The organism is Halorhodospira halophila SL1 (genome assembly GCF_000015585.1).
In the GTDB taxonomy this organism is placed as follows: domain Bacteria; phylum Pseudomonadota; class Gammaproteobacteria; order Nitrococcales; family Halorhodospiraceae; genus Halorhodospira; species Halorhodospira halophila.
The window spans coordinates 1,208,485-1,226,914 of record NC_008789.1; the positions used below are offsets into that span (position 1 = coordinate 1,208,485).

Here is an 18,430-nt window from a genome sequence, read left to right on the forward strand (position 1 = left end):
GCCGGGGGCGGGCCTTTCTCTCACTTGCAGCTTACTACCGCTCTGGCAGCGGGTTAGACCGCGGCGACGTCCTCGGCCTGCAGGCCCTTCGGGCTGCGGGTCACGCTGAACTCGACCGCTTGACCCTCGTCCAGGGAGCGGAAACCGTCGCCCCGGATGGCACGGAAGTGGACGAACACGTCTTCACCCCCTTCGCGGCTGATGAAGCCGTAGCCCTTGGCGTTGTCGAACCACTTAACCGTACCTTGTTGACGCTCTGACATCTCAAACAACCTCTGTATTAATCATCGTGACGCGACCTCCACGGGACCAGGGTCAGGTCTTACTGGCGGTCGCACCCCATATATTGGCACAAAGCCAAAGCCTCGCAACCTGCTGCCCGAGGTTTTTTTACATCAATTTTGTTGCGCCGCACCATCGGCGCTGCTATGCTGCAGGGCAACAAGTGAGAGAAGACCTCTCCAACGGCGCAACCGGAGCGATGGCGATGATGAACTATCAGGACATGATCAAGCAGATGCAGACTCAGTTCGGCAATTACGCGACGCCTTTCCACGGGGTGAACAGCAAGATGCTCGAGCACTGGGAGAAGATGGCGGACTACCAGCTGGACATGGCGCGGCGCTACACCGATGCCACACTCGGCAACCTGCGCGAGGCGAGCGACGTCCAATCGCCCGAGCAACTGCAGAGCTATCTGCAGAAGAGCGTGGAGGCGGCCCGCGAGACCTCGGACAGCCTGGCCAAGGACGCCCGAACCCTGGCCGAGCTCAGCCAGGCCATGACCGAGGATCTGCAGCAGTCCATGCGCGAGGGCGCCAGCAACCTGGCCCCGAAGAGCAGCAAGGCCGCCTGAACGGCCGATGACCTGACCCGCCGCTCCTGCCCCGCAGGGGCGGCGGTTGCGCGTTCGCCATTCGGTTGAACGAATACGCGCCGCCCCCTACCCTAGTCCCATGGCCCTGACGCCCGACCACCTGTTCCGACTCTTCGGCGATCCGACCCGGCTCCGCTGTCTTCTCCTCCTGCGCCGCCAGGGGTGGCTCTGCGTCTGCGAACTCACCGCAGCAATGGACATCATCCAGCCCAAGATCTCCCGTCATCTGGCCATGCTCCGCGAGGCCGGGCTGGTCGAATACCGTCGCCACGGGCAATGGGTCCATTACCGGATCAAGCCGGACCAGCCGCCATGGGTGGAGTCGATCCTCGATGCGGCGCTACAGGCCAGCGACGCCGTGGCCTGGCACCCGGAGGACCAGGAGCGGCTGGCTCAGATGACCAACCGAGTCACCAAGGATCAAGCATGAACGACACCCCCCTGCTCGAGTGCGTCGAGCAATGCACCGGCGAGAACGTATCCGCCAGCGTCGTCTGGCTCCACGGCCTGGGCGCCGATGGCCACGACTTCGCACCGATCGTCGATGAGCTCCACCAGAGTGCCGGTCACGGCGTGCGCTTCGTCTTCCCCCACGCCCCGGCGCAGCCGGTGACAGTCAACGGCGGCATGTCGATGCCGGCCTGGTACGACATCCGCGGCCTGGGCGGCGGCGGCATCGACGAGGACACCGCGGGCATCGAGCAGGCACGCCTGCAGGTGGAGGCCCTGATGCGCCGGGAAGTGGAACGCGGCACTCCTATCGAGCGCCTGTTCCTCGCGGGCTTCTCCCAGGGGGCCGCCACCGCCCTCTACACCGCCCTGAACACGGCCATGAAGCCGGCCGGGGTCATCGCTTTATCGGGGTGGCTGCCCAGCGGCGCGGAGACCGGCGGCAGAGGGCCTCGCCCGCCGGTTTTTATGGCCCACGGGGTGCAGGACCCGATCGTGCCCATCGAACTCGGCCGCCAGGCGGCAGCCACCCTGGAGAACGCCGGTCATCCGGTGGAGTGGCACGACTTCCCGATGGAGCACGCCGTCTGCATGCCCGAGATCCAGCGCCTGGACCTATGGCTGACGAGCCGGCTGACCACCCAGGCCTAGCCGGCCGGCGGGAGGTCATTCCTGGCAGTCGAAGCCGCAGGCGTCGAGCCCCTCCTCCAGATAATCGGCCGCCAGTGGCGTCGCAAGGATATAGTCGGCGGTGCGCGGGTTCCACGCCGACTTCGCCTCGCTGCGCGCCTCCGCCCATTCGCTGACATCGAAATCACCGCGGCCGATCCACATCAGCGCCACGACCTCGGCCTGCTCAGCCGGCTCCATGTCCTCGAAGGTGGCGCGCAGCTCCTGCACGCTCAGATCGTCGGCGTGATCGGCGAGGACCTGGAGCGCCCAGTCGTCCTCGGGGCCATCCGGCGAGTCGGGGATCACCACAGCCTCCTTGGCCTGGAACTCCCGGCACTTGCGGATGATAAAACAGACGGTGTCCAGACTGACCTCGAACATGATGCCCTCCCCTCGCCATTGGCCGACCCCAGAATTCACGTTGCCTCGGTCCCAGGCTCAGCGCAAGCGGCCTCGACCGCTTCAGGGGATACCCAGGTCCTTGTGGATCTGGACGCTCAGCCACCACTGGGGATGCCCGCGGCAGTAATCCAGCACGGCGCGGGTATGGGCACCGCGCTGGTTGTCATCGAGGGGCTGGAGGTAGAAGCGGCGGAACGCCAGGTGGGTGAACCGCTGCGGCTCGGCCCCGGGCTGCGGATAGATCAGCTTGAGTTCATCGCCGGCGGTGATGGCGAGCTCGGTCCCTGCCTTGGGGCTCACGCAGATCCAGTCCACACCGGCCGGCAGGGGCAGCGTGCCGTTGGTCTCCACCGCGACCTCGAACCCCCGAGCGTGCAGCGCCGCCACGAGGGCCGCGTCCAGCTGCAGCGCCGGCTCACCGCCGGTACAGACCACGTAGGGCTCACCACCGCCGGGCCACCACGCCGCCACCGCCGCCGCCAGCTCGGGGGCGTCGGCGAAGCGGCCGCCACCGGGGCCACCTGTACCCACGAAATCGGTATCGCAGAAGGTGCAGACCGCCGTCGCTCGATCGGCCTCCCGGCCACTCCACAGGTTACAACCGGCGAAGCGCAGGAAGACCGCCGGCCGGCCACTGCGCGCACCCTCGCCCTGCAGGGTGTAGAACAGACTGTGGACGGCGTAGCTCACCGCTCACTCCGGCCAGGCGATGGCCCCGACACCATCCCGCTCGTAGCAGTCGACGCGAAGGAGCTCCGGCAGGCGCTGGCGCGCGGCACGGGCCGCCCAAGCGGCCAGACTGGCCACATCCCCGGACTCAAGGCCGGCAATGGTGTCCAGGCGCTGGTGGTCCAGGGCCTCGCGCACCGGCGCGAAGGCCGCCTTGACATCCCCGTAGTCCAACGTCCAACCGAGCACCCGATCCAGTGGCGCGGTAACGTGCACCCGCAACCGGTAGCCGTGCCCGTGCAGCCGCGCCCGGGTGTCGTCCGCATCCGCCACGCAGGTGGCGGCCTCAAAGCGCTGAGCCTTCCAGATGGTGTGCTGCGCGCCGTCGTAGGTGCAGCCGGAGTGCTCCGTTTCATGGACATGCAACCGGATCAGCCCGGGACACCGGGGCCGCAGCTGCTCCCAGAGCCACACCGCGATCAGCTCGCTGGTGGGGTTGTCCAGGAAATCGTTCAGGCAGGCGCGATCCAGGGCCTGCCCCAGCGGCGCCCACGCCTCGCCCAGCGCTTCGGGATCGCCGCCGGCGGCCTCAAGGACCACCAGGTACCCGTGCCCGTGCATGCGCCCGCAGGGATGCCCCTCGGGAACGTACGGCAGACGGTGCGCCGCCTCGAACCGGAAGGCCCGCCAGGCCCAGGCTCCACCCTCGCGGCCAACACCGCGGTCCGGGGCGCTGCGCAGCGCCAGTCGGTGCGGCACGACCCCGGCAGCCTCCAGGCGCCGGCCCAGCTCGTCGAGCACTCGGGGGTCGGCGGGATCGTCGAGGTGTTCGTTGAGAAGGGTATAGTCCAGCGGTGCTACTGCAGCCGCGCACGCCCCGGCCAGGGCGTCCGGATCCGCCGCGCCGCCATCGGCGCGGACTCGGGCACGCAGCCGAAAGGAGTGACCGTGCCAGCCCCGGCCGTCGCGGCGCGCGGCCTCGAAGGGGACCTCGGCGGTGTAGAGCAGGGATTCCATCCCGGTGATGTTATCACGGCCGTGCGGCAATCAGCGGCACCCACTGCTCGCTCGCCGACGCCCCGCCGTGCACCCCCACCTGGGCGAAGCGCCCCTCGCCCACCAGCCGGTCCTTGATCACCCAGCCATCGGCCGGCAGCAGCACCCAATCACCGATCCGCCGGCGCAGCTTCGGGTGTTCCGGCATGGGCCCGAACCAACCCGCCGCCAGGAGCTCCTCGGAGCGGGCGACCTGGCAGACCGTACCCAGGCGCTCGCGGCAATAGGACTGGAAGTCGAGTTCGGTGCCCGGACGCAGGTAGCAGTAGGCCGCCCGGGGCTCGCCGCACAGCGGCAGGGCCAGCATCTCGGCCAACTCCGGATGGTCCCCCAGATAGAGGGTCCGCTCGGGGGCAGTATCGATCAGGCCGTGGTCGGCGGTGCCGAGGATCACGGTGTCGGTGCCCTGAAGGCCATCGAGCAGCCGCTGCCAGGCGATGTCGATGGAGCGGAACTGGTCGCGCACCGCTGCACTGTCGACACCGTGCTGGTGGCTCAGCGTATCCAGGTCCGGCCAGTAGGCGTAGACGAACCGTCGCTGCCGACCGGGCTCGCGGGCGATGCGCACCAGCACCTCGCGCAGCTCGTCCAACCCCTGATAGCCGTGCCGGCGGGCATAGCGCCCGGTGACCGCCCGGCTATACGGCGTGTCGACCAGCCAGGAGGGTTGAACGACGTGCGTCTCGGCCTGAAACCGATCCCAGATCGGGTCGCGCTGCAGCAGCTCGGCGCTCTCCGGCTCGATGCTGGACCACTGCCCCTTGCCCACCCGCGGACCGAAGGGGAGCCAGGCGGTGACCGCCCCCAGCTCGTGGACGTACATAAACCAGCCGGTGACCCCGTGCCCCCGCGGCGGACGCCCGGTAATGATGCTGGTCAAGGCCGCCGAGGTGGTGGCGGGGAAGACCGAGGTCAGCACCCGCACCCGATCCCGCGCCAGGCTGCTGCCCGGCTGCCTGGCCAGGTAGTGATCGCCGAGGCCATCCATGATCCAGAGGATGACCGTGCGCGCCTCCTCCAGCCCCAGCTCCGGCTCAGGATCCAGGGCCGGATAGTGGCTGGACGCCGCCCCGAAGGCACGGCCCAGGGACGCCATCAGGTTGACCAGGCCGCTGCCCTCGTAGCTGGGTCTATCCATCGCTCGAGACCTCGTCCGCGGTCACCACGCCGGGCAGATCGACCCAGAAGACCGACCCCACGCCGGGCGCGCTGGAGAAACCGATCTCGCCGCCCATCTGCTCCACCAGGCGGCGGGTCACCACCAGACCGATGCCGGTCCCCTCCACCTCCGAGGACTCCAGACCCAGGCGGTTGAAGGGGTAGAAGACCTCGCGCTGGCGCTCCTCGCGGATACCGATCCCGGTGTCCCGCACCCGGAAGCGGATCCGGTCGGGCGCCGGGGCCTCGACCTCGACCTCCACCCGCCCGTCCGGCCGGTTGTACTTGACGGCATTGCTGGCGAGGTTGAACAGCACCTGGCGGATGCGCCGTGGATCCACCCAGATGGATGCCGGAACGGCCTCGGCCACGTACACGGACAGGTGCACCCCGGCGTCGGTGGCCATCGGACCGAGCAGCTCGGCACACTGGTCGACCAGCAGGCCCGGCGCCACCCACTCCGGCTTGAGTTCCACCCGACCGGCCTCGACGCGGGAAAGATCGAGGATGTCATCGATCAGCGACAGCAGGTGACGGCCACCCCCGAGGATCTGATCGACGTAACCGGCCTGGCGCTCGGAAAGCGGCTCGCGGGGATCCTGCTCGAGGATCTGGGCAAAGCCGAGCACCGCGTTAAGCGGTGTCCGCAACTCGTGACTCATGCTCGACAGGAACTGGCTCTTGGCCCGGTTACCGCGCTCGGCCTCCTCGCGGGCCTGCTGCAGCTCGAGGTTGATACGGCGCAGCTCGATCGCGGACCGTTCGGCTCGCGCCCGCTCCTCATCGAGGCGCTGGTTGGCCCGGCGCAGCTCGAACTCGTCGACCACCACCTCCGCCAGCTCCTGGAGGGTCGCCAGCTCGGCGTCGGACAGGGTGCGGGCCTGGCGGTCGCCGAGGCAGAGGGTGCCGATGCGCGCCCCACCCTCAACCACCAACGGCACCCCGGCGTAGAAACGCAGGTGCGGGGGCCCAGTAACCAGCGGGTGGTCGGCGAAACGCGGATCCGCATGGGTATCGGTGACCACCAGCGGGTCCCCGGTCTGGATCACGCAGTTGCAAAAGGCGATCTCGCGCGGCGTCTCCTCGATCCCCAGCCCGCGGGCTGCCTTGAACCATTGCCGCTCGCGCTCGATCAGCGAGATGAAGGCGATGGGCACATCAAAGATCCGCGCACACAGGCCGACAAGGCGCTCAAAGGCCACCTCGGGCCCATCCGCTCCTCCCTGGTAGCGCGCCAGGGCCTCGAGGCGATGCGCCTCGTCCGGGGATATCCGGGAAGATGCCATGGTCAGCCGACCTCGCGTGCAACGGGATGCTCAAAAACCAGCGCTGGCTCAAGGGTACCGCAAGTCATCGAGCCACGCCCGCAGGCCGAGCAGCGCGGCCGCCGCCGGATCGTCGATCCGCTGCACCGGCACTGGCTCCAGATAGGCACGGAAACGCCCCTTCGCCAAGAAGCGCTCGAGCAGCGGCGAGGTTGTGAGCCGCGACGCGGCCAGGCGCGGCAAGATCCCCCCGGCCAGGAAGACCCCGGCACGCGCGCCCAGGGTCAGGGCCAGATTGCCGGCCGTCCCGCCGAGGAACCCGAGGAAGCGGTCGAAGGTCTCCCGGGCGGCCGGATCGGCCTCCTGATCGGCGGCGGTGATGGCCTCCGGAGACGCCTCGACCCCGTGCAACAGCCGATGGAGGCGGCTCAGCCCGGCACCGCTGAGCACCGACTCAGCGGAAACGTGGCCGAGTTCCTCGCGCAGAGCGGCGAGCAACGCCGCCTCGGTCTCATCGGCGGCGGCCAGGGTGACGTGACCGCCCTCGCCAGCAATCACCCCCCAACCCTGCGCGGCCGGCACCACGCCGGAGACCCCCAGGCCGGTCCCCGGACCGAGCACCGCCATCGGCGTACCCGTAACCGGCGTGCCGGAGCGCAGCAGCGCGCAGTGCTCGGCCGGCTGCAACTCGGGCAAGGCCCGGGCCAGGGCCTGGTAGTCGTTGACCAGCTCGGCGCGGACCGCACCGGTCCGTCGTGCCAGCTCGTCGGCCTCGACCTGCCAACCGAGATTGGTCAGCTGCACGCGCCCATCGGCCACCGGCCCGGCAACCGCCGCGGCCACCCACCACTCGTCACCGTCGTGCGTCGCGCAGTGACGCTGCAGCGCTTCGGTGGGGCCGGAGAGGTCCCGATTGCGGTACCGCGTCGCCGTCCCCGGCGCCTCGCCCGGCCCGGCCGTTGCGATGCGGGTGTGCGTGCCGCCGATATCGGCCAGCAGGTAACGGGTCACAGCGCCTCCGAACCCCGTGCGCGGTGGGCATCGTGCAGGGCCTGGATGAAATCCTTCCGCCAGCGATGCACGTCCTGTCGGCGTAGCGCGTCCATCATCTGCTGCCAGCGCTCGCGCCGCTCCCCCAGCGGCATGGTCAGCGCCTGGTGCATGGCATCAACCATCTGATCCACGTCGTAGGGATTGACCAGCACCGCGCCATCGAGCTCTTCGGCAGCGCCAGCGTAGCGCGACAGCACCAGCGCCCCCGGATCGCCGGGATCCTGGGCGGCGACAAACTCCTTGGCCACCAGATTCATGCCGTCACGCATGGGGGTGATCAGCCCGACGTCGCTACGCGCCAGGAAGCCGAGGATATTCGAACGGTGGAAACCGCGATTGAGGTAACGCAGCGGCACCCAGTCGTACTCGGCGAAACGACCGTTGATGTGGCCAGCCAGGTACTCCAGGTATTGGCGGATCTCCTCGTACTCGGGTACATCGCCACGGGAGACCGGGGCGATCTGCAGGAAGACCACGTCCCCGCGGTGCTCACTGTGCTGCTCGAGCAGCGCCTCGTAGGCCTCGAACCGGTTGCGCAGGCCCTTGCTGTAATCGAGCCGGTCGACGCCGATCATCAACCGACGGTCGCGCAGGCTCTGCTGCAGCCGCCGCCCCTGCTGGGAGTTGTAGCCCCGCTGCGCCTCCCGGGCCACCTGATCGACATCGATGCTGATGGGGAACACCTCGGCCCGTGGGCGCTGCAGCTGCGGGCGGTAGTGGGTCAGGCAATCGAGGAAGTTGTCCCGGTCGATGCGCGTCTGGAACCCGACCAGATCGTACCGGCACAGCGCCTCGAGCAGTGGCTCGTGACCGGGCAGGGCGCGGAAGACGTCCCAGGGCGGGAAGGGGGTGTGCAGGAAGAAACCAATGGGGGCCTCGACACCCTGCTCGCGCAACAGTTGCCCGAGAGGAATGAAGTGGTAGTCGTGGACCCAGATGATCTCGTCGCCCTCGAGCAACGGTGGCAGATGCTCGGCAAACAGCCGGTTGACCTCCCAGTAGCCCTCGATGCGCTCGCGCCGGCAGTGGACGAAGGACATGCGGTAGTGGAACAGCGGCCAGAGCACCTGGTTGGCGTAGCCCAGGTAGTAGCGATCGTACTCGAGGCGACTCAGGCGCAGGGTGGCGTAGCGCACCCCGTTGGCGGTCTGGACCCGGGGCTGGCGCAACCCGTCGATGCGTTCGTCCACGCCGCCGTCCCAACCGAACCACATGCCACCGGACTCCTCCAGCGCCGAACGCAGGCCGACGGCCAGACCACCCTGCGCGGCCTGCAGCTGGCTGGGCAAGGCCACACGATTGGAAACGGTTACCAGTCGACTCACAGCGGTTCCTCCCAACTGCGACTCAGGCGCATTGCGGAGTTGATCAGACCGACCATGCTGTAGGTCTGCGGGAAGTTCCCCCAGAGTTCTCCGGTGTACGGATCGATATCCTCCGAGAGCAGACCCACGTGGTTGCGACATTCGAGCAGGCGCTCGAACAGTGCGCGGGCCTCGGCCTCACGGCCCACCGCCGCCAGGGCGTCGATGTACCAGAAGGTACAGGTGGTGAAGGCCGTGTGGGGCTTGCCGAAATCGTCCTCGTGGACGTAACGGAAGAGGAAGTCGCCGTGGCGCAGCTCCTGCTCGACGGCGCGCACGGTCCCGGCCAGGCGCGGGTCTCCGGCACGCAGGAACCCCCACTCGTAGAGCAGCATCAGGCTGGCGTCGAGGTCCTGGCCGCCGAAACTGGCCATGTAGCTGTTGCGTTGCTCGTTCCAGGCGCTGTTGCGGATGGTGTCGGCCATCTCGTCGGCCCGGCGGCGCCAGTAATCAGCCCGCTCCATCAACCCCAGCTTGGCGGCGATGGCACGCAGGTTCCGGGCAGCCGCCCAACAGATCGCCGCCGAGAAGGTATGCACCTTTTCAAAGCCGCGGAACTCCCAGGGGCCAGCATCCGGCTCGCGGTAGACGGCGACGGCCTGCTCACCGAGCTGCTCGAGACGGCGGAACAGCGATTCATCGCCGCGGCGGCGCAGCCGCTCGTCGAAGAACAAGTGCGCGGTGGCCAGGATCACTGACCCGTAAACATCGTTCTGCTGCTGCTCGTAGGCCTGGTTGCCGATGCGCACCGGCCCCATCTCCCGGTATCCGGGCAAGCCGTAGGCGATGGTCTCGTAAAGGTCATCACGCCCGTTGATGCGATACACCGGCCGCAGCGACCGCCCCTCGTTGCGGGCAGTGGTGTTGATGATGAAGCGCACGTAGTGCTCCATCGTCTTGGTCGCCCCCAGGCGGTTGAGGGCGTTGATCACGAAGTAGGCGTCCCGCAGCCAACAGTAACGGTAATCCCAGTTGCGGCCGGTGTCCGGGGCCTCGGGGATCGAAGTGGTCACCGCGGCGATCACCGCACCGGTGTCCTCGTAGGTGTTGAGCTTGAGGGTGATCGCCGCGCGGATCACCGCCTCCTGCCACTCAAAGGGGATGGCCAGGTTGCGCACCCACTCCTGCCAATAGGTTAGGGTGTGCTCATAGAACTGGTAGCCGGTCTCACGGGCCGACTGGAGCAGGGTCTCGTCGGGACCGAAGGCCAGCGTCAGGTCGTCCTCGAGGATGAACGGGGTCTCGTCCAGGACCGCGGTCAACGAGGCGTCGGTGGTCAGGCGCAGGACCTGGCCCGGGCCGACGTAGCGCACGTGGTTGCTGCCCTGAGTCACGCTGGGCAACGACCGGCCGTGATCGAACACCGGCCGCACCACCAGAGAGACCAGGGGTGAGCCGGCAACCCGACGGACCTGACGGATCAGCTCCACCGGGCGAAAGGTGCGGCCGAACTGCTCGAAGCGGGGGGCGAAATCGGTCACCTCCACCACCCCGCCCTGGTGGTCGTAGAGCCGCGTCACCACGATGGCGGTATTGCGAACATACCACTGCTCGGTGCGGGCCAGCCCCTCCAGCTCGACGGCGAAACGCCCGGCGCCGGCACCGGCCGCGGGATCGCCGAGCAGGGAGCAGAAGACCGGATCGCCATCGAAGCGGGGCATGCACGCCCAAGTGATCTCGGCCTGGCGGTTGACCAGGGCGGCAAACGCGCAGTTGCCAATCAGGGCTTGGTCGAGCGTGCTCACGGGACCTCCTCGTCGCTCGGATCCACACTCTCCGGAGGATACTCTACTTCCCCCGGGCCGGGTTCGCCTCCCAGGCTACCGCCTCGCCACGCTCGTTGACGGTCAGCACGCACAGCCCCTGGGGCGGAACGTCCAGCGCGTTGTTGAACTTGGTGGTCATGTTGTGGAATGCCACCAGCCCGGTCAGCTCGATCAGGGCGTCATCATCCAAGTGGCGTTTCACCGCCCCGACCACGTCGGCGCTGACCGGGGTCTCACTGCGCGTGACCGCCTCGACGTAGCCGAGCACCACCCGCTCGCGCCCGGTAAACCCCTCCTGCTCGGCCCAATCGGCGACGGTGCGGATCTTCTCCCACGCCACGCCCTGTTGATGGAGGCTGTGGGCGTTCTGATCAACCGTGAAGGGGCATTCGTTGAGCTGCCCCACGCGCAGGCCCACTAGGGCGCGCAACCCTGGTTCCAGACCGGCCCGCCGGCGTTCGAAGGCAGCACCGAGCAACAGCAACGGCGCCAGCAGCCGAGGCCGGCGCGCCCAGAGGCGGATCGGCTCCGCCACCGACCCGGCACGCCGCCGCTGCCACCAGAACCAGGGGCGCAGGTACCACGGGTAGGCACTCAGGGGCATGGGATCTACGTACATGGGTGTCCTCGTTCCAGGGGGTACAGGGAGCAGCCGACTGCGGCGCCCGCGGACCCCGCGGTGATCGGGTCGGGTGTCGCCCCGAGCCAGCGTAGGTGGCTACCGCACCCGGCCGCACAGTCGCTGGCACCGAAGCCCGGCACCACTACAACACCGCCGTTGCGGCGGTTGCGCTGACACTCCGGCTCGGTGTGCCGGGTGACCGAAACCACAATGACCCGCGAATCACTCGTCAGGTAATCCAGGTGCCAGCGCTGCGGCTTCTCCCGGCGCAGGTGCCGTGCGATCCGGGCATCCATGTTGCGCCTGGCGCTGCCCGTGTACACCCACCAGCCGGCCGGAATCGCCACCACGCCGAGCCGCCCGACCGCGACCCGCATCGCTTCCGTCACGAACAGTGTCAGGCAGTAGGTGGTGGCGTCCTCCTGCACCGCGGCCCTCCGGCTAGCGACTCAACCGGACCTCCCGGATCAGCGCATCGAGCTGCTCCAGCTCGAAGGGCTTGACGATGTACTCGTTGAACCCCTCGTCCAGGGCCCTGCGGCGCACTTCATCGCTGGCGTCGGCGCTGACCGCCACCAGCGGCACCGCCTCGAGCTCCGAAATGGCGCGCAGCTGCCGGGCCAGGGCGAAGCCGTCAGTGTCGGGCAGGTGCATGTCGAGCAGGATCAGATCCGGCTGGACCCGCTGCGCCAGTTCCAGGCCCGTGCGTCCATCGAACGCCTCGAACAGCTCCACGCCCTGACGCTTGGCCACCAGACCGCTGAGCAGCAGCATGTTCACCCGGTTGTCCTCCACCGCCAGCAGGCGCAGCGGCGGGTCGTCGGCGCGCTCCTCCATCAACCGTGGGTCGAGGCTGGGCGTATGATGCCGATCCCAGCCCTCGGCATCGATCCCCGGCAGCGTCAGGCGAAAACGCGACCCCTGATCCGGCACGCTATCGACCAGTTGCAACTCACCGCCCATCAGGCGACTGAGCCGCAGAGCCAGCGGCAACCCGATTCCTACACCCTCGATGCTGCCCGTCTCGCGCCCCAGGCGGTCGAAGGTCTCGAACAGGCCGGCGCGGCACTGCGGGTCGATCCCCAGCCCGCTATCCACCACGTCGACCCAGACCTGCCCGGCGGCGTCGCGCCCGTAGCTAAGGACCACCGAGCCGCCCTCACGGTTGTACTTGATGGCGTTGGTCAGCAGGTTCAGCACCACCTGCTTGAGCCGCAGCCGGTCCGCCCAGACGCACACACCTACGGGATGCTCGGGCTCTTCCAGGCGCAGGCTGACGCTGTACTCGGCGGCCTGATCCCGCACCAGGCGCAGGCAATCCTGCAACAGATCAGGGATGCGCACGGTTTCCGGCGCCAGCGAAGCCCTGCCGGCCTCGATCCGTGCCAGGTCCAGGATGTCGCCGACCAGATCACGCAGGTGCCAGCCGGCACTGAGGATATGGCGCAGGTACTCGTTGCGGGTCCGTGTATCCAGCTCCTCGTCGGCGTAGATCAGCTGCGCAAAACCGACAATGGCGTTCAGGGGGGTGCGCAGCTCGTGGCTCATCGCCGAGAGGAACTCGGACTTGGCCCGGTCGGTCCGCTCGGCGGCCACCCGCGCCTCGGCAAGTTCTGCCTCGCGCGCCTTGTAGTCGTCGATATCGAGCAGGGCGCCGGCCACCGCGGTGATCTGCCCGGCGGCGTCATACACCGGGGTTCCAGTCGCCCGTAGCCAGCGCCGCCCACCCCCGGCGGTCAGGGCCTGGAATTCGACGTCGTAGGCAGTGCCGTAGTCGATGCACTGGCGATAGGCGTCCTGCAGCTGCTGACGGTGCTCGGAGACGTAGCAGGCCAGCCCCTCGCTGGCCGGACGCGGGGTTGGATCCTCCAGGCCAAAGAGGGCCCGGGCGCGCGGACAAAGCTCGATACACTCGGTGGCGAGGCCGATCCGCCAGGCACCCAGCCCCACGGACGCGGCGGCCCGGGTGATTAAGTCGTCCGGATCGGACTCGTGGTTCGAACTGGGCAAATGTTCACCCTCAACAGCGCGGCAACGAGCGGTACACAGCCATCGGTGACCACTCCCCTACGGTTGTACTGTAGCCCCGCACCGGCATCCGCCCCAACCCCTGCCCGCTCGCACAAACCGCAGCCCGGGGCGATGACTCCGTCGGCAAAAGACCGTACTCTGGATCTTACATTAGAACCGTTGCGGCCGCGCGGCCGCGGACACTAAGGAGGACGCCGCGTTGCGAGTCAATGACCCGGTCACGCAGCGACGTGTTGCCGTCTGGGATGGCGCCAACATCCTGTCGACTACCGACTCCCGCGGACGGATCCGCTATATCAACGAGGACTTTGTGCGCATCAGCGGCTACCAGCCGGAAGAGCTGATCGGGCAGCCGCACAACGTCATCCGCCACCCGGACATGCCCCGGGTGGTCTTCGAGCACATGTGGCAACGCCTGCAGGCCGGGCAGCCGTGGATGGGAATCATCAAGAATCGCTGCAAGAACGGCGATCACTACTGGGTTCACGCCTACGCAACGGCCATCCGCGACGACGCGGGCAACATCACCGAGATCCAGTCGGTACGTCAGCAGATCAATGACGAGGCGGTGGTCGCCCGAGCCGAGCGCGCTTACAAGCGCCTGCGCGCCGCCGAACCGGACAAGGGGGCACTGCCCGCCGGACTGATCGGCCGGCGGGCAGTGGGGAGCGGCGTGTGGCTCGCCGCCGGGGGGACGGCCGCACTACTCGGCGTCATCCTGGCCGCGCTGCTGCCTATCGGCACCGGGCTCCAGCTGCTGGTCGGCATCGCCGGCGTCTCCGCCTTCGGCGCAGCCAGCCTGCCCATGCTGCGCCAACTCCGCGGTGCGCGCGACCAGGCCCGCGCCTTGCTCGACGACCCACTCAGCGAGGAGATCTACCTCGGGCGCCGCGACCACGGCGCCTCGATCCAGCTGGCCCTGATCCACCAGGCCTCCGAGACCCAGGCCATCGCCAAACGCCTGGGTGACGACGCCCGTCAGCTGTCCCAGGAGGCCGCCGGGGCCCGCCAGTCGATGCAGGCGGTACGCGACGAGGCGCAGCAGCAGAGCGACGAGACCCGCAGCGTGGCCACCGCCATGGAACAGATGAGCTCCACGGTGCAGGAAGTGGCCCAGAACGCCTCGGCCACCGCCGATGCCACCGAGCGGGCTGGCAAGCAGACCGACCGGGGTCGGCAGACCGTCGAGCAGAGCACCGCTGCGGTGCGCTCACTGGTCCAGGGCATCGAGAACGCCGCGACCACCATCGAGCGGGTCAACGGCGAGGCCGAGCGCATCGGCAAGGCGGCCACGCTCATCGGCAAGATCACCAAGCAGACCCACCTTCTGGCCCTCAACGCCTCGGTCGAGTCGGCGCGGGCTGGCGAGGCGGGACGCAGCTTCACCGTCGTGGCCGAGGAGGTGCGCAAGCTGGCCGGGCAGACCGCGGAATCGACCCGCGAGATCGATGCCATCATCGAGTCGCTACAGAGCGGCTCAGCGGAGGCCGTCGAAGCCATGCGCGAGAGCCGCAACCGTGCCGAGCAGACCCTCGCCCACGCCGACGAGTCCAGCCAGTCGCTGCAGGAGATCCAGGCCGCGGTGGACGAGATCCGCGATATGGCCGGCCAGATCGCCACCGCCACCGAGCAGCAGGGGGCCACCTCGCAGGAGATCGCGCGCAGCGTCTCCAGCATCGAGGGGGTGGCCGAACGGGTGACCAGCGAGTCGTTGCAAACCGACCAGCGCCTACAGGCGGTCATCGAGCGCATCGCCGGCATCGAGGCCCTGACCGGTCGATTCGTGCGTCGCCGCTGATCCGCTATCCGACCCTGACGGGGCGATGCCTCGTGCACGCACTCGCGCGCGCCCCGTGCGCGCGAGTGCGTGTTCAGGTAGTGTATAAGCTCTGCGCAACAACTCGATCCGTCCCGGGCGCAGGACCACCAACCCTGGATCGCAATGCCTCAAAGCCCGCAATGTGCCAACGTGCCGAGCACTCCGCCGAGCGGTAATGCCGGCCACCATCGAGGGAAGCCCCGCGGCCCTGCGGAGCAGGCCATCGAGGACCTGCTTGCGCAGGTGCGGCAGTGGCAGTTCAACAACCCGGGGCTCCTGCGGGCCAGTGTGTCCTTCCCGGAGATGGATCCGCTCGTCTGGCTCGAGACCAACCCGCTGGCCTCACGCTCCTACTGGCAGGACCGGGCCGGGACCATCCGCCTGGCCGGTATCGGTACAGCCTGGCAGTACACGGCGGACTCCCCGGACGACCACCCGACCCTGCTGCGCCGCGCCCAGGCCCTGGCGAAGCACCCCGGGGTCCACCTGCTCTGCGCCTTCTCCTTCGACGGCCAGGCCGGTGCCGGCGAGTGGCAGGGCTTCCCGGCGAGTCTCGCCCTGCTCCCGGCGCTGGAGCTGCAGGGCACCAGCGCCGGCCAGCAGCTGAGCGCCAACCTCTACGCCGAGAGCGCCAGCGAGCTGCAGCACCGCCAGGACGAACTGATCGCACTCCTGGAGGGTCTGCGCCCGACCACCGAGGCCGAGCACCGCCCCTCCCGGGTCATCGAACGCGATGAGGATCTGGACTTCGCCGAGTGCAGCAGCCGCATCCGGGCCATCCTCCACGATATCGAACAGGGCCACGTGCATAAGGCGGTGCTGGCCCGGCAGGTGGCGCTCCGGCTGGACCGCCCGCTGGCCGCCTTTAACGCCCTACGCCGCTGGTCGGCGATCACCGATGGCAGTTACTGCTTCGCCATCGAGCACGCCGGACGAATCTTCATGGGGTGCTCTCCGGAGCGCCTGTTCTTCCGCAGTGGCCGGTCCGTCCAGACCGAATCCCTGGCCGGCACCGTGCGCCGCGGCGAGACCGAGGCCGAGGATGCGGCGCTGGAGGCCTCCCTGCGGGAGGACTCCAAGCTGGTCCGCGAGCACGCCTGGGTCACCCGCTACATCCGCGGGGAACTCGAGCCCTGGGCGATCCGGATCGACGCGCCGGAACATGCCAGCGTGCTCAAGCTCGACCGCATCCAGCACCGCAGACTGCCCATCCAGGCCACCCTGCGCCCGGGGGTCGGCGATCACCAGTTGCTTGATGCCCTCCACCCGACCCCGGCGGTTTGCGGCTTCCCGCGCCGCCGTGCCCAGGACCTGATCCGCCGTCAGGAGGGCTTCCACCGCGGCTGGTACAGCGGAGTCATCGGCCTGCTCTCCGGCGACGCCTCGGAGCTGGCCGTGGCCATCCGCTCGGCCCTGGTCGCCGGCGACCAGGCCTGGTGCTACTCCGGCGTAGGCATCGTCCGAGGATCCGAGCCGGAAGCCGAGTGGCAGGAGCTGGAGGCCAAGATCGAATCCTTCCTCTCTGCCGTGCAGGGTTAGCCGGGGGGCGGCTTGCGCACCGAGGACCTCAACGCCACCTGGGCTGGCAGCCTGCTCGATCGGCTACGCGGTCACGGCGTGCACGACGTCTGCATCGCCCCTGGGAGCCGCAGCGCTCCCCTGGCACTGGCCGCGGCGCGACGCGCCGACCGTGGCGACGACCTGACCCTGCACACCCACTTCGATGAGCGCGGACTGGCCTTCTACGCCCTAGGCCTGATCCGCGCCAGCCGGCGACCGGTGGCGGTGATCACCACCTCGGGAACGGCAGCGCCGAACCTCCACCCCGCCGTGGCCGAGGCCAGGCAGAGTAGCCTACCCCTGGTGGTGATCACCGCCGACCGCCCCCCCGAGCTGCACCACTGCGGTGCCAACCAGGCCATGCCGCAGGAAGACCTGTTCGCCCCCCTGGTGCGCGCGGCACTGGCCCTGCCACCCCCCGAGGCCACGCTCTGCGGCCACTGGCTGAACCGCCGCCTGGACGCCACCCTGGCCGAGGCCACGGGCGCCGGGGCCACCGGCCCGATCCACCTGAACGTGCCGCTGCGCGAGCCGCTCTACGGCGGCACGGAACACCCTCCGGTGGCGCCGCCGCTGCCACCCCGGCGCGCCCCCCGGGCGGCTGCGCCGCCCCTGGGCCCGGCAGAGCCGCCCCAGCTGTTCGTCGCCGGCGGACTGAACCCCGAGGAGGCCGAGGCAGTCCTCGAGACCGCTGCTGCCGGCAATATCCCGATCCTCGCCGATCCCAGCAGCCAACTGCGCCTGCGCGCACACCCCTGCATCCTCGGCGGGGCCGAACACCTGCTGGCCACCGCCGCCGGCCGCGCGGCCCTGGGTCAGGCGCGCCAGGTGGTGCAGTTCGGCGGCCGGCTCACCGGCCGCCGCCTGCCGGCGTGGCTGACCGAGCACGCGCCGCAGCGCTGGCTGATCACCGGGGATGACCACGACCTGGATCCCGACTGGCAGGCCACCACCGTCCAGGCGGATATCGCCACCGCGGCCCGGGCCCTGCGCCCCGCCGCGCCCCAGCCACCGCTGCCCGGGCTCACCGAAGCGCTGACCAGAGTGGCCGAGACCCGCTCTGCAGCGCTGGCCAACGAGCCATTCGCCGAGCCAGCCGCCACCGAGCGACTCAGCCGGACCCTGCCCCCGGGGATGGCGCTGTTCGCTGGCAACAGCCTGCCCATCCGGGCCGTCGACCTGTTCGCCGTGGCGAAGCACGGCAATCCCTGCGTCACCCAGCGCGGGGTCAGCGGCATCGACGGACTGATCGCCACCGCCGCGGGTTTCGCCCACCACCACCCGGACGGCGTCACCCTGGTGATCGGCGACCTATCGGCCCTCCACGACCTCAACAGCCTGGCTCTGCTCGACCAGGCCCGGCACACCTGCGTAGTGGTGGTGCTCAACAACGACGGTGGCGGCATCTTCGATCTGCTGCCGGCCCGCAGCGAGGGCGACGACGCACACCGCCGTCTGTTCCGCATGCCCCACGGCTACGGGTTCTCCCAGGCCGCCGCACAATTCCGCCTGCCCTACTGGCAGTGCACCGACGGCGACAGCCTCGAGGCAGCCCATCGCGAGGCGTGCACCCGTCCCGGCGGCAGCGTCATCGAGGTGGCCTGCCCGCCCGGCGCCGGGAGCGAACAGATGGCCAACCTATTCCGCACGCTCGAGGCGCTGTGAG

At 69.1% G+C, this 18,430-nt stretch carries 18 protein-coding genes; 6 read left to right on the forward strand and 12 right to left on the reverse strand.

Going from position 1 to position 18,430, the window contains the following annotated elements; translation table 11 throughout:
• Positions 1-53: 53 nt before the first annotated feature.
• Complete coding sequence (locus HHAL_RS05665) at positions 54-263, reverse strand: cold-shock protein (protein WP_011813909.1); 210 nt, start codon at positions 261-263, stop codon at positions 54-56.
• 224 nt (positions 264-487) lie between these two features.
• On the opposite strand from HHAL_RS05665, the gene HHAL_RS05670 reads away from it, so the two are divergent.
• The 3 genes from HHAL_RS05670 to HHAL_RS05680 all read left to right on the forward strand — a co-directional run bounded on the left by HHAL_RS05670 (position 488) and on the right by HHAL_RS05680 (position 1,978).
• Complete coding sequence (locus HHAL_RS05670) at positions 488-856, forward strand: phasin family protein (protein ID WP_011813910.1); 369 nt, start codon at positions 488-490, stop codon at positions 854-856.
• A 100-nt stretch (positions 857-956) separates the two neighbouring features.
• Positions 957-1,307, forward strand: coding sequence for a metalloregulator ArsR/SmtB family transcription factor (locus HHAL_RS05675; protein ID WP_041595069.1), 351 nt, complete (start codon positions 957-959; stop codon positions 1,305-1,307).
• Complete coding sequence (locus tag HHAL_RS05680) at positions 1,304-1,978, forward strand: alpha/beta hydrolase (protein ID WP_011813912.1); 675 nt, start codon at positions 1,304-1,306, stop codon at positions 1,976-1,978. The genes HHAL_RS05675 and HHAL_RS05680 overlap by 4 nt, the downstream gene beginning before the upstream one ends.
• A gap of 15 nt (positions 1,979-1,993) precedes the next feature.
• Here the strand turns inward: HHAL_RS05680 and HHAL_RS05685 are convergent, their stop codons facing one another.
• The 11 genes from HHAL_RS05685 to HHAL_RS05735 form a co-directional block, all read right to left on the reverse strand.
• The gene (locus HHAL_RS05685) at positions 1,994-2,380 is read right to left on the reverse strand and encodes a DUF3775 domain-containing protein (protein ID WP_011813913.1); all 387 of its coding nucleotides are present in this window, start codon (positions 2,378-2,380) and stop codon (positions 1,994-1,996) included.
• An 81-nt stretch (positions 2,381-2,461) separates the two neighbouring features.
• Entirely contained in the window at positions 2,462-3,091 is a 630-nt protein-coding gene (queE, locus tag HHAL_RS05690) for a 7-carboxy-7-deazaguanine synthase (protein WP_011813914.1), read from the reverse strand.
• A 3-nt stretch (positions 3,092-3,094) separates the two neighbouring features.
• Positions 3,095-4,117: a 6-carboxytetrahydropterin synthase gene (locus HHAL_RS13715; RefSeq protein ID WP_242464236.1), complete on the reverse strand. Its 1,023-nt coding sequence runs from the start codon at positions 4,115-4,117 to the stop codon at positions 3,095-3,097.
• The gene (locus tag HHAL_RS05700; RefSeq protein WP_011813916.1) at positions 4,101-5,264 is read right to left on the reverse strand and encodes an alkaline phosphatase family protein; all 1,164 of its coding nucleotides are present in this window, start codon (positions 5,262-5,264) and stop codon (positions 4,101-4,103) included. Before HHAL_RS05700 ends, HHAL_RS13715 begins: the two co-directional genes overlap by 17 nt.
• On the reverse strand, positions 5,257-6,570 hold the full coding sequence (locus HHAL_RS05705) for a GAF domain-containing sensor histidine kinase (RefSeq protein WP_011813917.1): 1,314 nt from the start codon (positions 6,568-6,570) through the stop codon (positions 5,257-5,259). Before HHAL_RS05705 ends, HHAL_RS05700 begins: the two co-directional genes overlap by 8 nt.
• A gap of 48 nt (positions 6,571-6,618) precedes the next feature.
• The gene (locus HHAL_RS05710; RefSeq protein WP_011813918.1) at positions 6,619-7,560 is read right to left on the reverse strand and encodes a glucokinase; all 942 of its coding nucleotides are present in this window, start codon (positions 7,558-7,560) and stop codon (positions 6,619-6,621) included.
• Complete coding sequence (locus tag HHAL_RS05715; protein WP_011813919.1) at positions 7,557-8,927, reverse strand: alpha,alpha-trehalose-phosphate synthase (UDP-forming); 1,371 nt, start codon at positions 8,925-8,927, stop codon at positions 7,557-7,559. The genes HHAL_RS05710 and HHAL_RS05715 overlap by 4 nt, the downstream gene beginning before the upstream one ends.
• Positions 8,924-10,711 carry a glycoside hydrolase family 15 protein gene (locus HHAL_RS05720; protein ID WP_011813920.1) on the reverse strand — a complete coding sequence of 596 codons (1,788 nt, stop codon included), beginning with the start codon at positions 10,709-10,711 and terminating at the stop codon, positions 8,924-8,926. Before HHAL_RS05720 ends, HHAL_RS05715 begins: the two co-directional genes overlap by 4 nt.
• 43 nt (positions 10,712-10,754) lie before the next feature.
• A complete protein-coding gene (locus HHAL_RS05725; protein ID WP_011813921.1) occupies positions 10,755-11,351 on the reverse strand; it encodes a carboxymuconolactone decarboxylase family protein in 597 nt (198 codons plus the stop codon).
• Positions 11,342-11,782 (reverse strand): GIY-YIG nuclease family protein, encoded by a 441-nt coding sequence (locus HHAL_RS05730; protein ID WP_011813922.1) that lies wholly within the window; start codon positions 11,780-11,782, stop codon positions 11,342-11,344. Before HHAL_RS05730 ends, HHAL_RS05725 begins: the two co-directional genes overlap by 10 nt.
• 13 nt (positions 11,783-11,795) lie before the next feature.
• Positions 11,796-13,364, reverse strand: a complete 1,569-nt coding sequence (locus HHAL_RS05735; protein WP_049751463.1) for a PAS domain-containing hybrid sensor histidine kinase/response regulator — start codon at positions 13,362-13,364, stop codon at positions 11,796-11,798.
• Between the two features lie 220 nt (positions 13,365-13,584).
• Between HHAL_RS05735 and HHAL_RS05740 the strand changes: the two genes are divergently transcribed.
• The 3 genes from HHAL_RS05740 to menD all read left to right on the forward strand — a co-directional run bounded on the left by HHAL_RS05740 (position 13,585) and on the right by menD (position 18,429).
• Entirely contained in the window at positions 13,585-15,183 is a 1,599-nt protein-coding gene (locus tag HHAL_RS05740; RefSeq protein ID WP_011813924.1) for a methyl-accepting chemotaxis protein, read from the forward strand.
• Between the two features lie 171 nt (positions 15,184-15,354).
• Positions 15,355-16,743 carry an isochorismate synthase gene (locus tag HHAL_RS12575; protein WP_244857314.1) on the forward strand — a complete coding sequence of 463 codons (1,389 nt, stop codon included), beginning with the start codon at positions 15,355-15,357 and terminating at the stop codon, positions 16,741-16,743.
• A gap of 12 nt (positions 16,744-16,755) precedes the next feature.
• Complete coding sequence (gene menD, locus HHAL_RS05750; RefSeq protein ID WP_011813926.1) at positions 16,756-18,429, forward strand: 2-succinyl-5-enolpyruvyl-6-hydroxy-3-cyclohexene-1-carboxylic-acid synthase; 1,674 nt, start codon at positions 16,756-16,758, stop codon at positions 18,427-18,429.
• Position 18,430 lies beyond the last annotated feature (1 nt).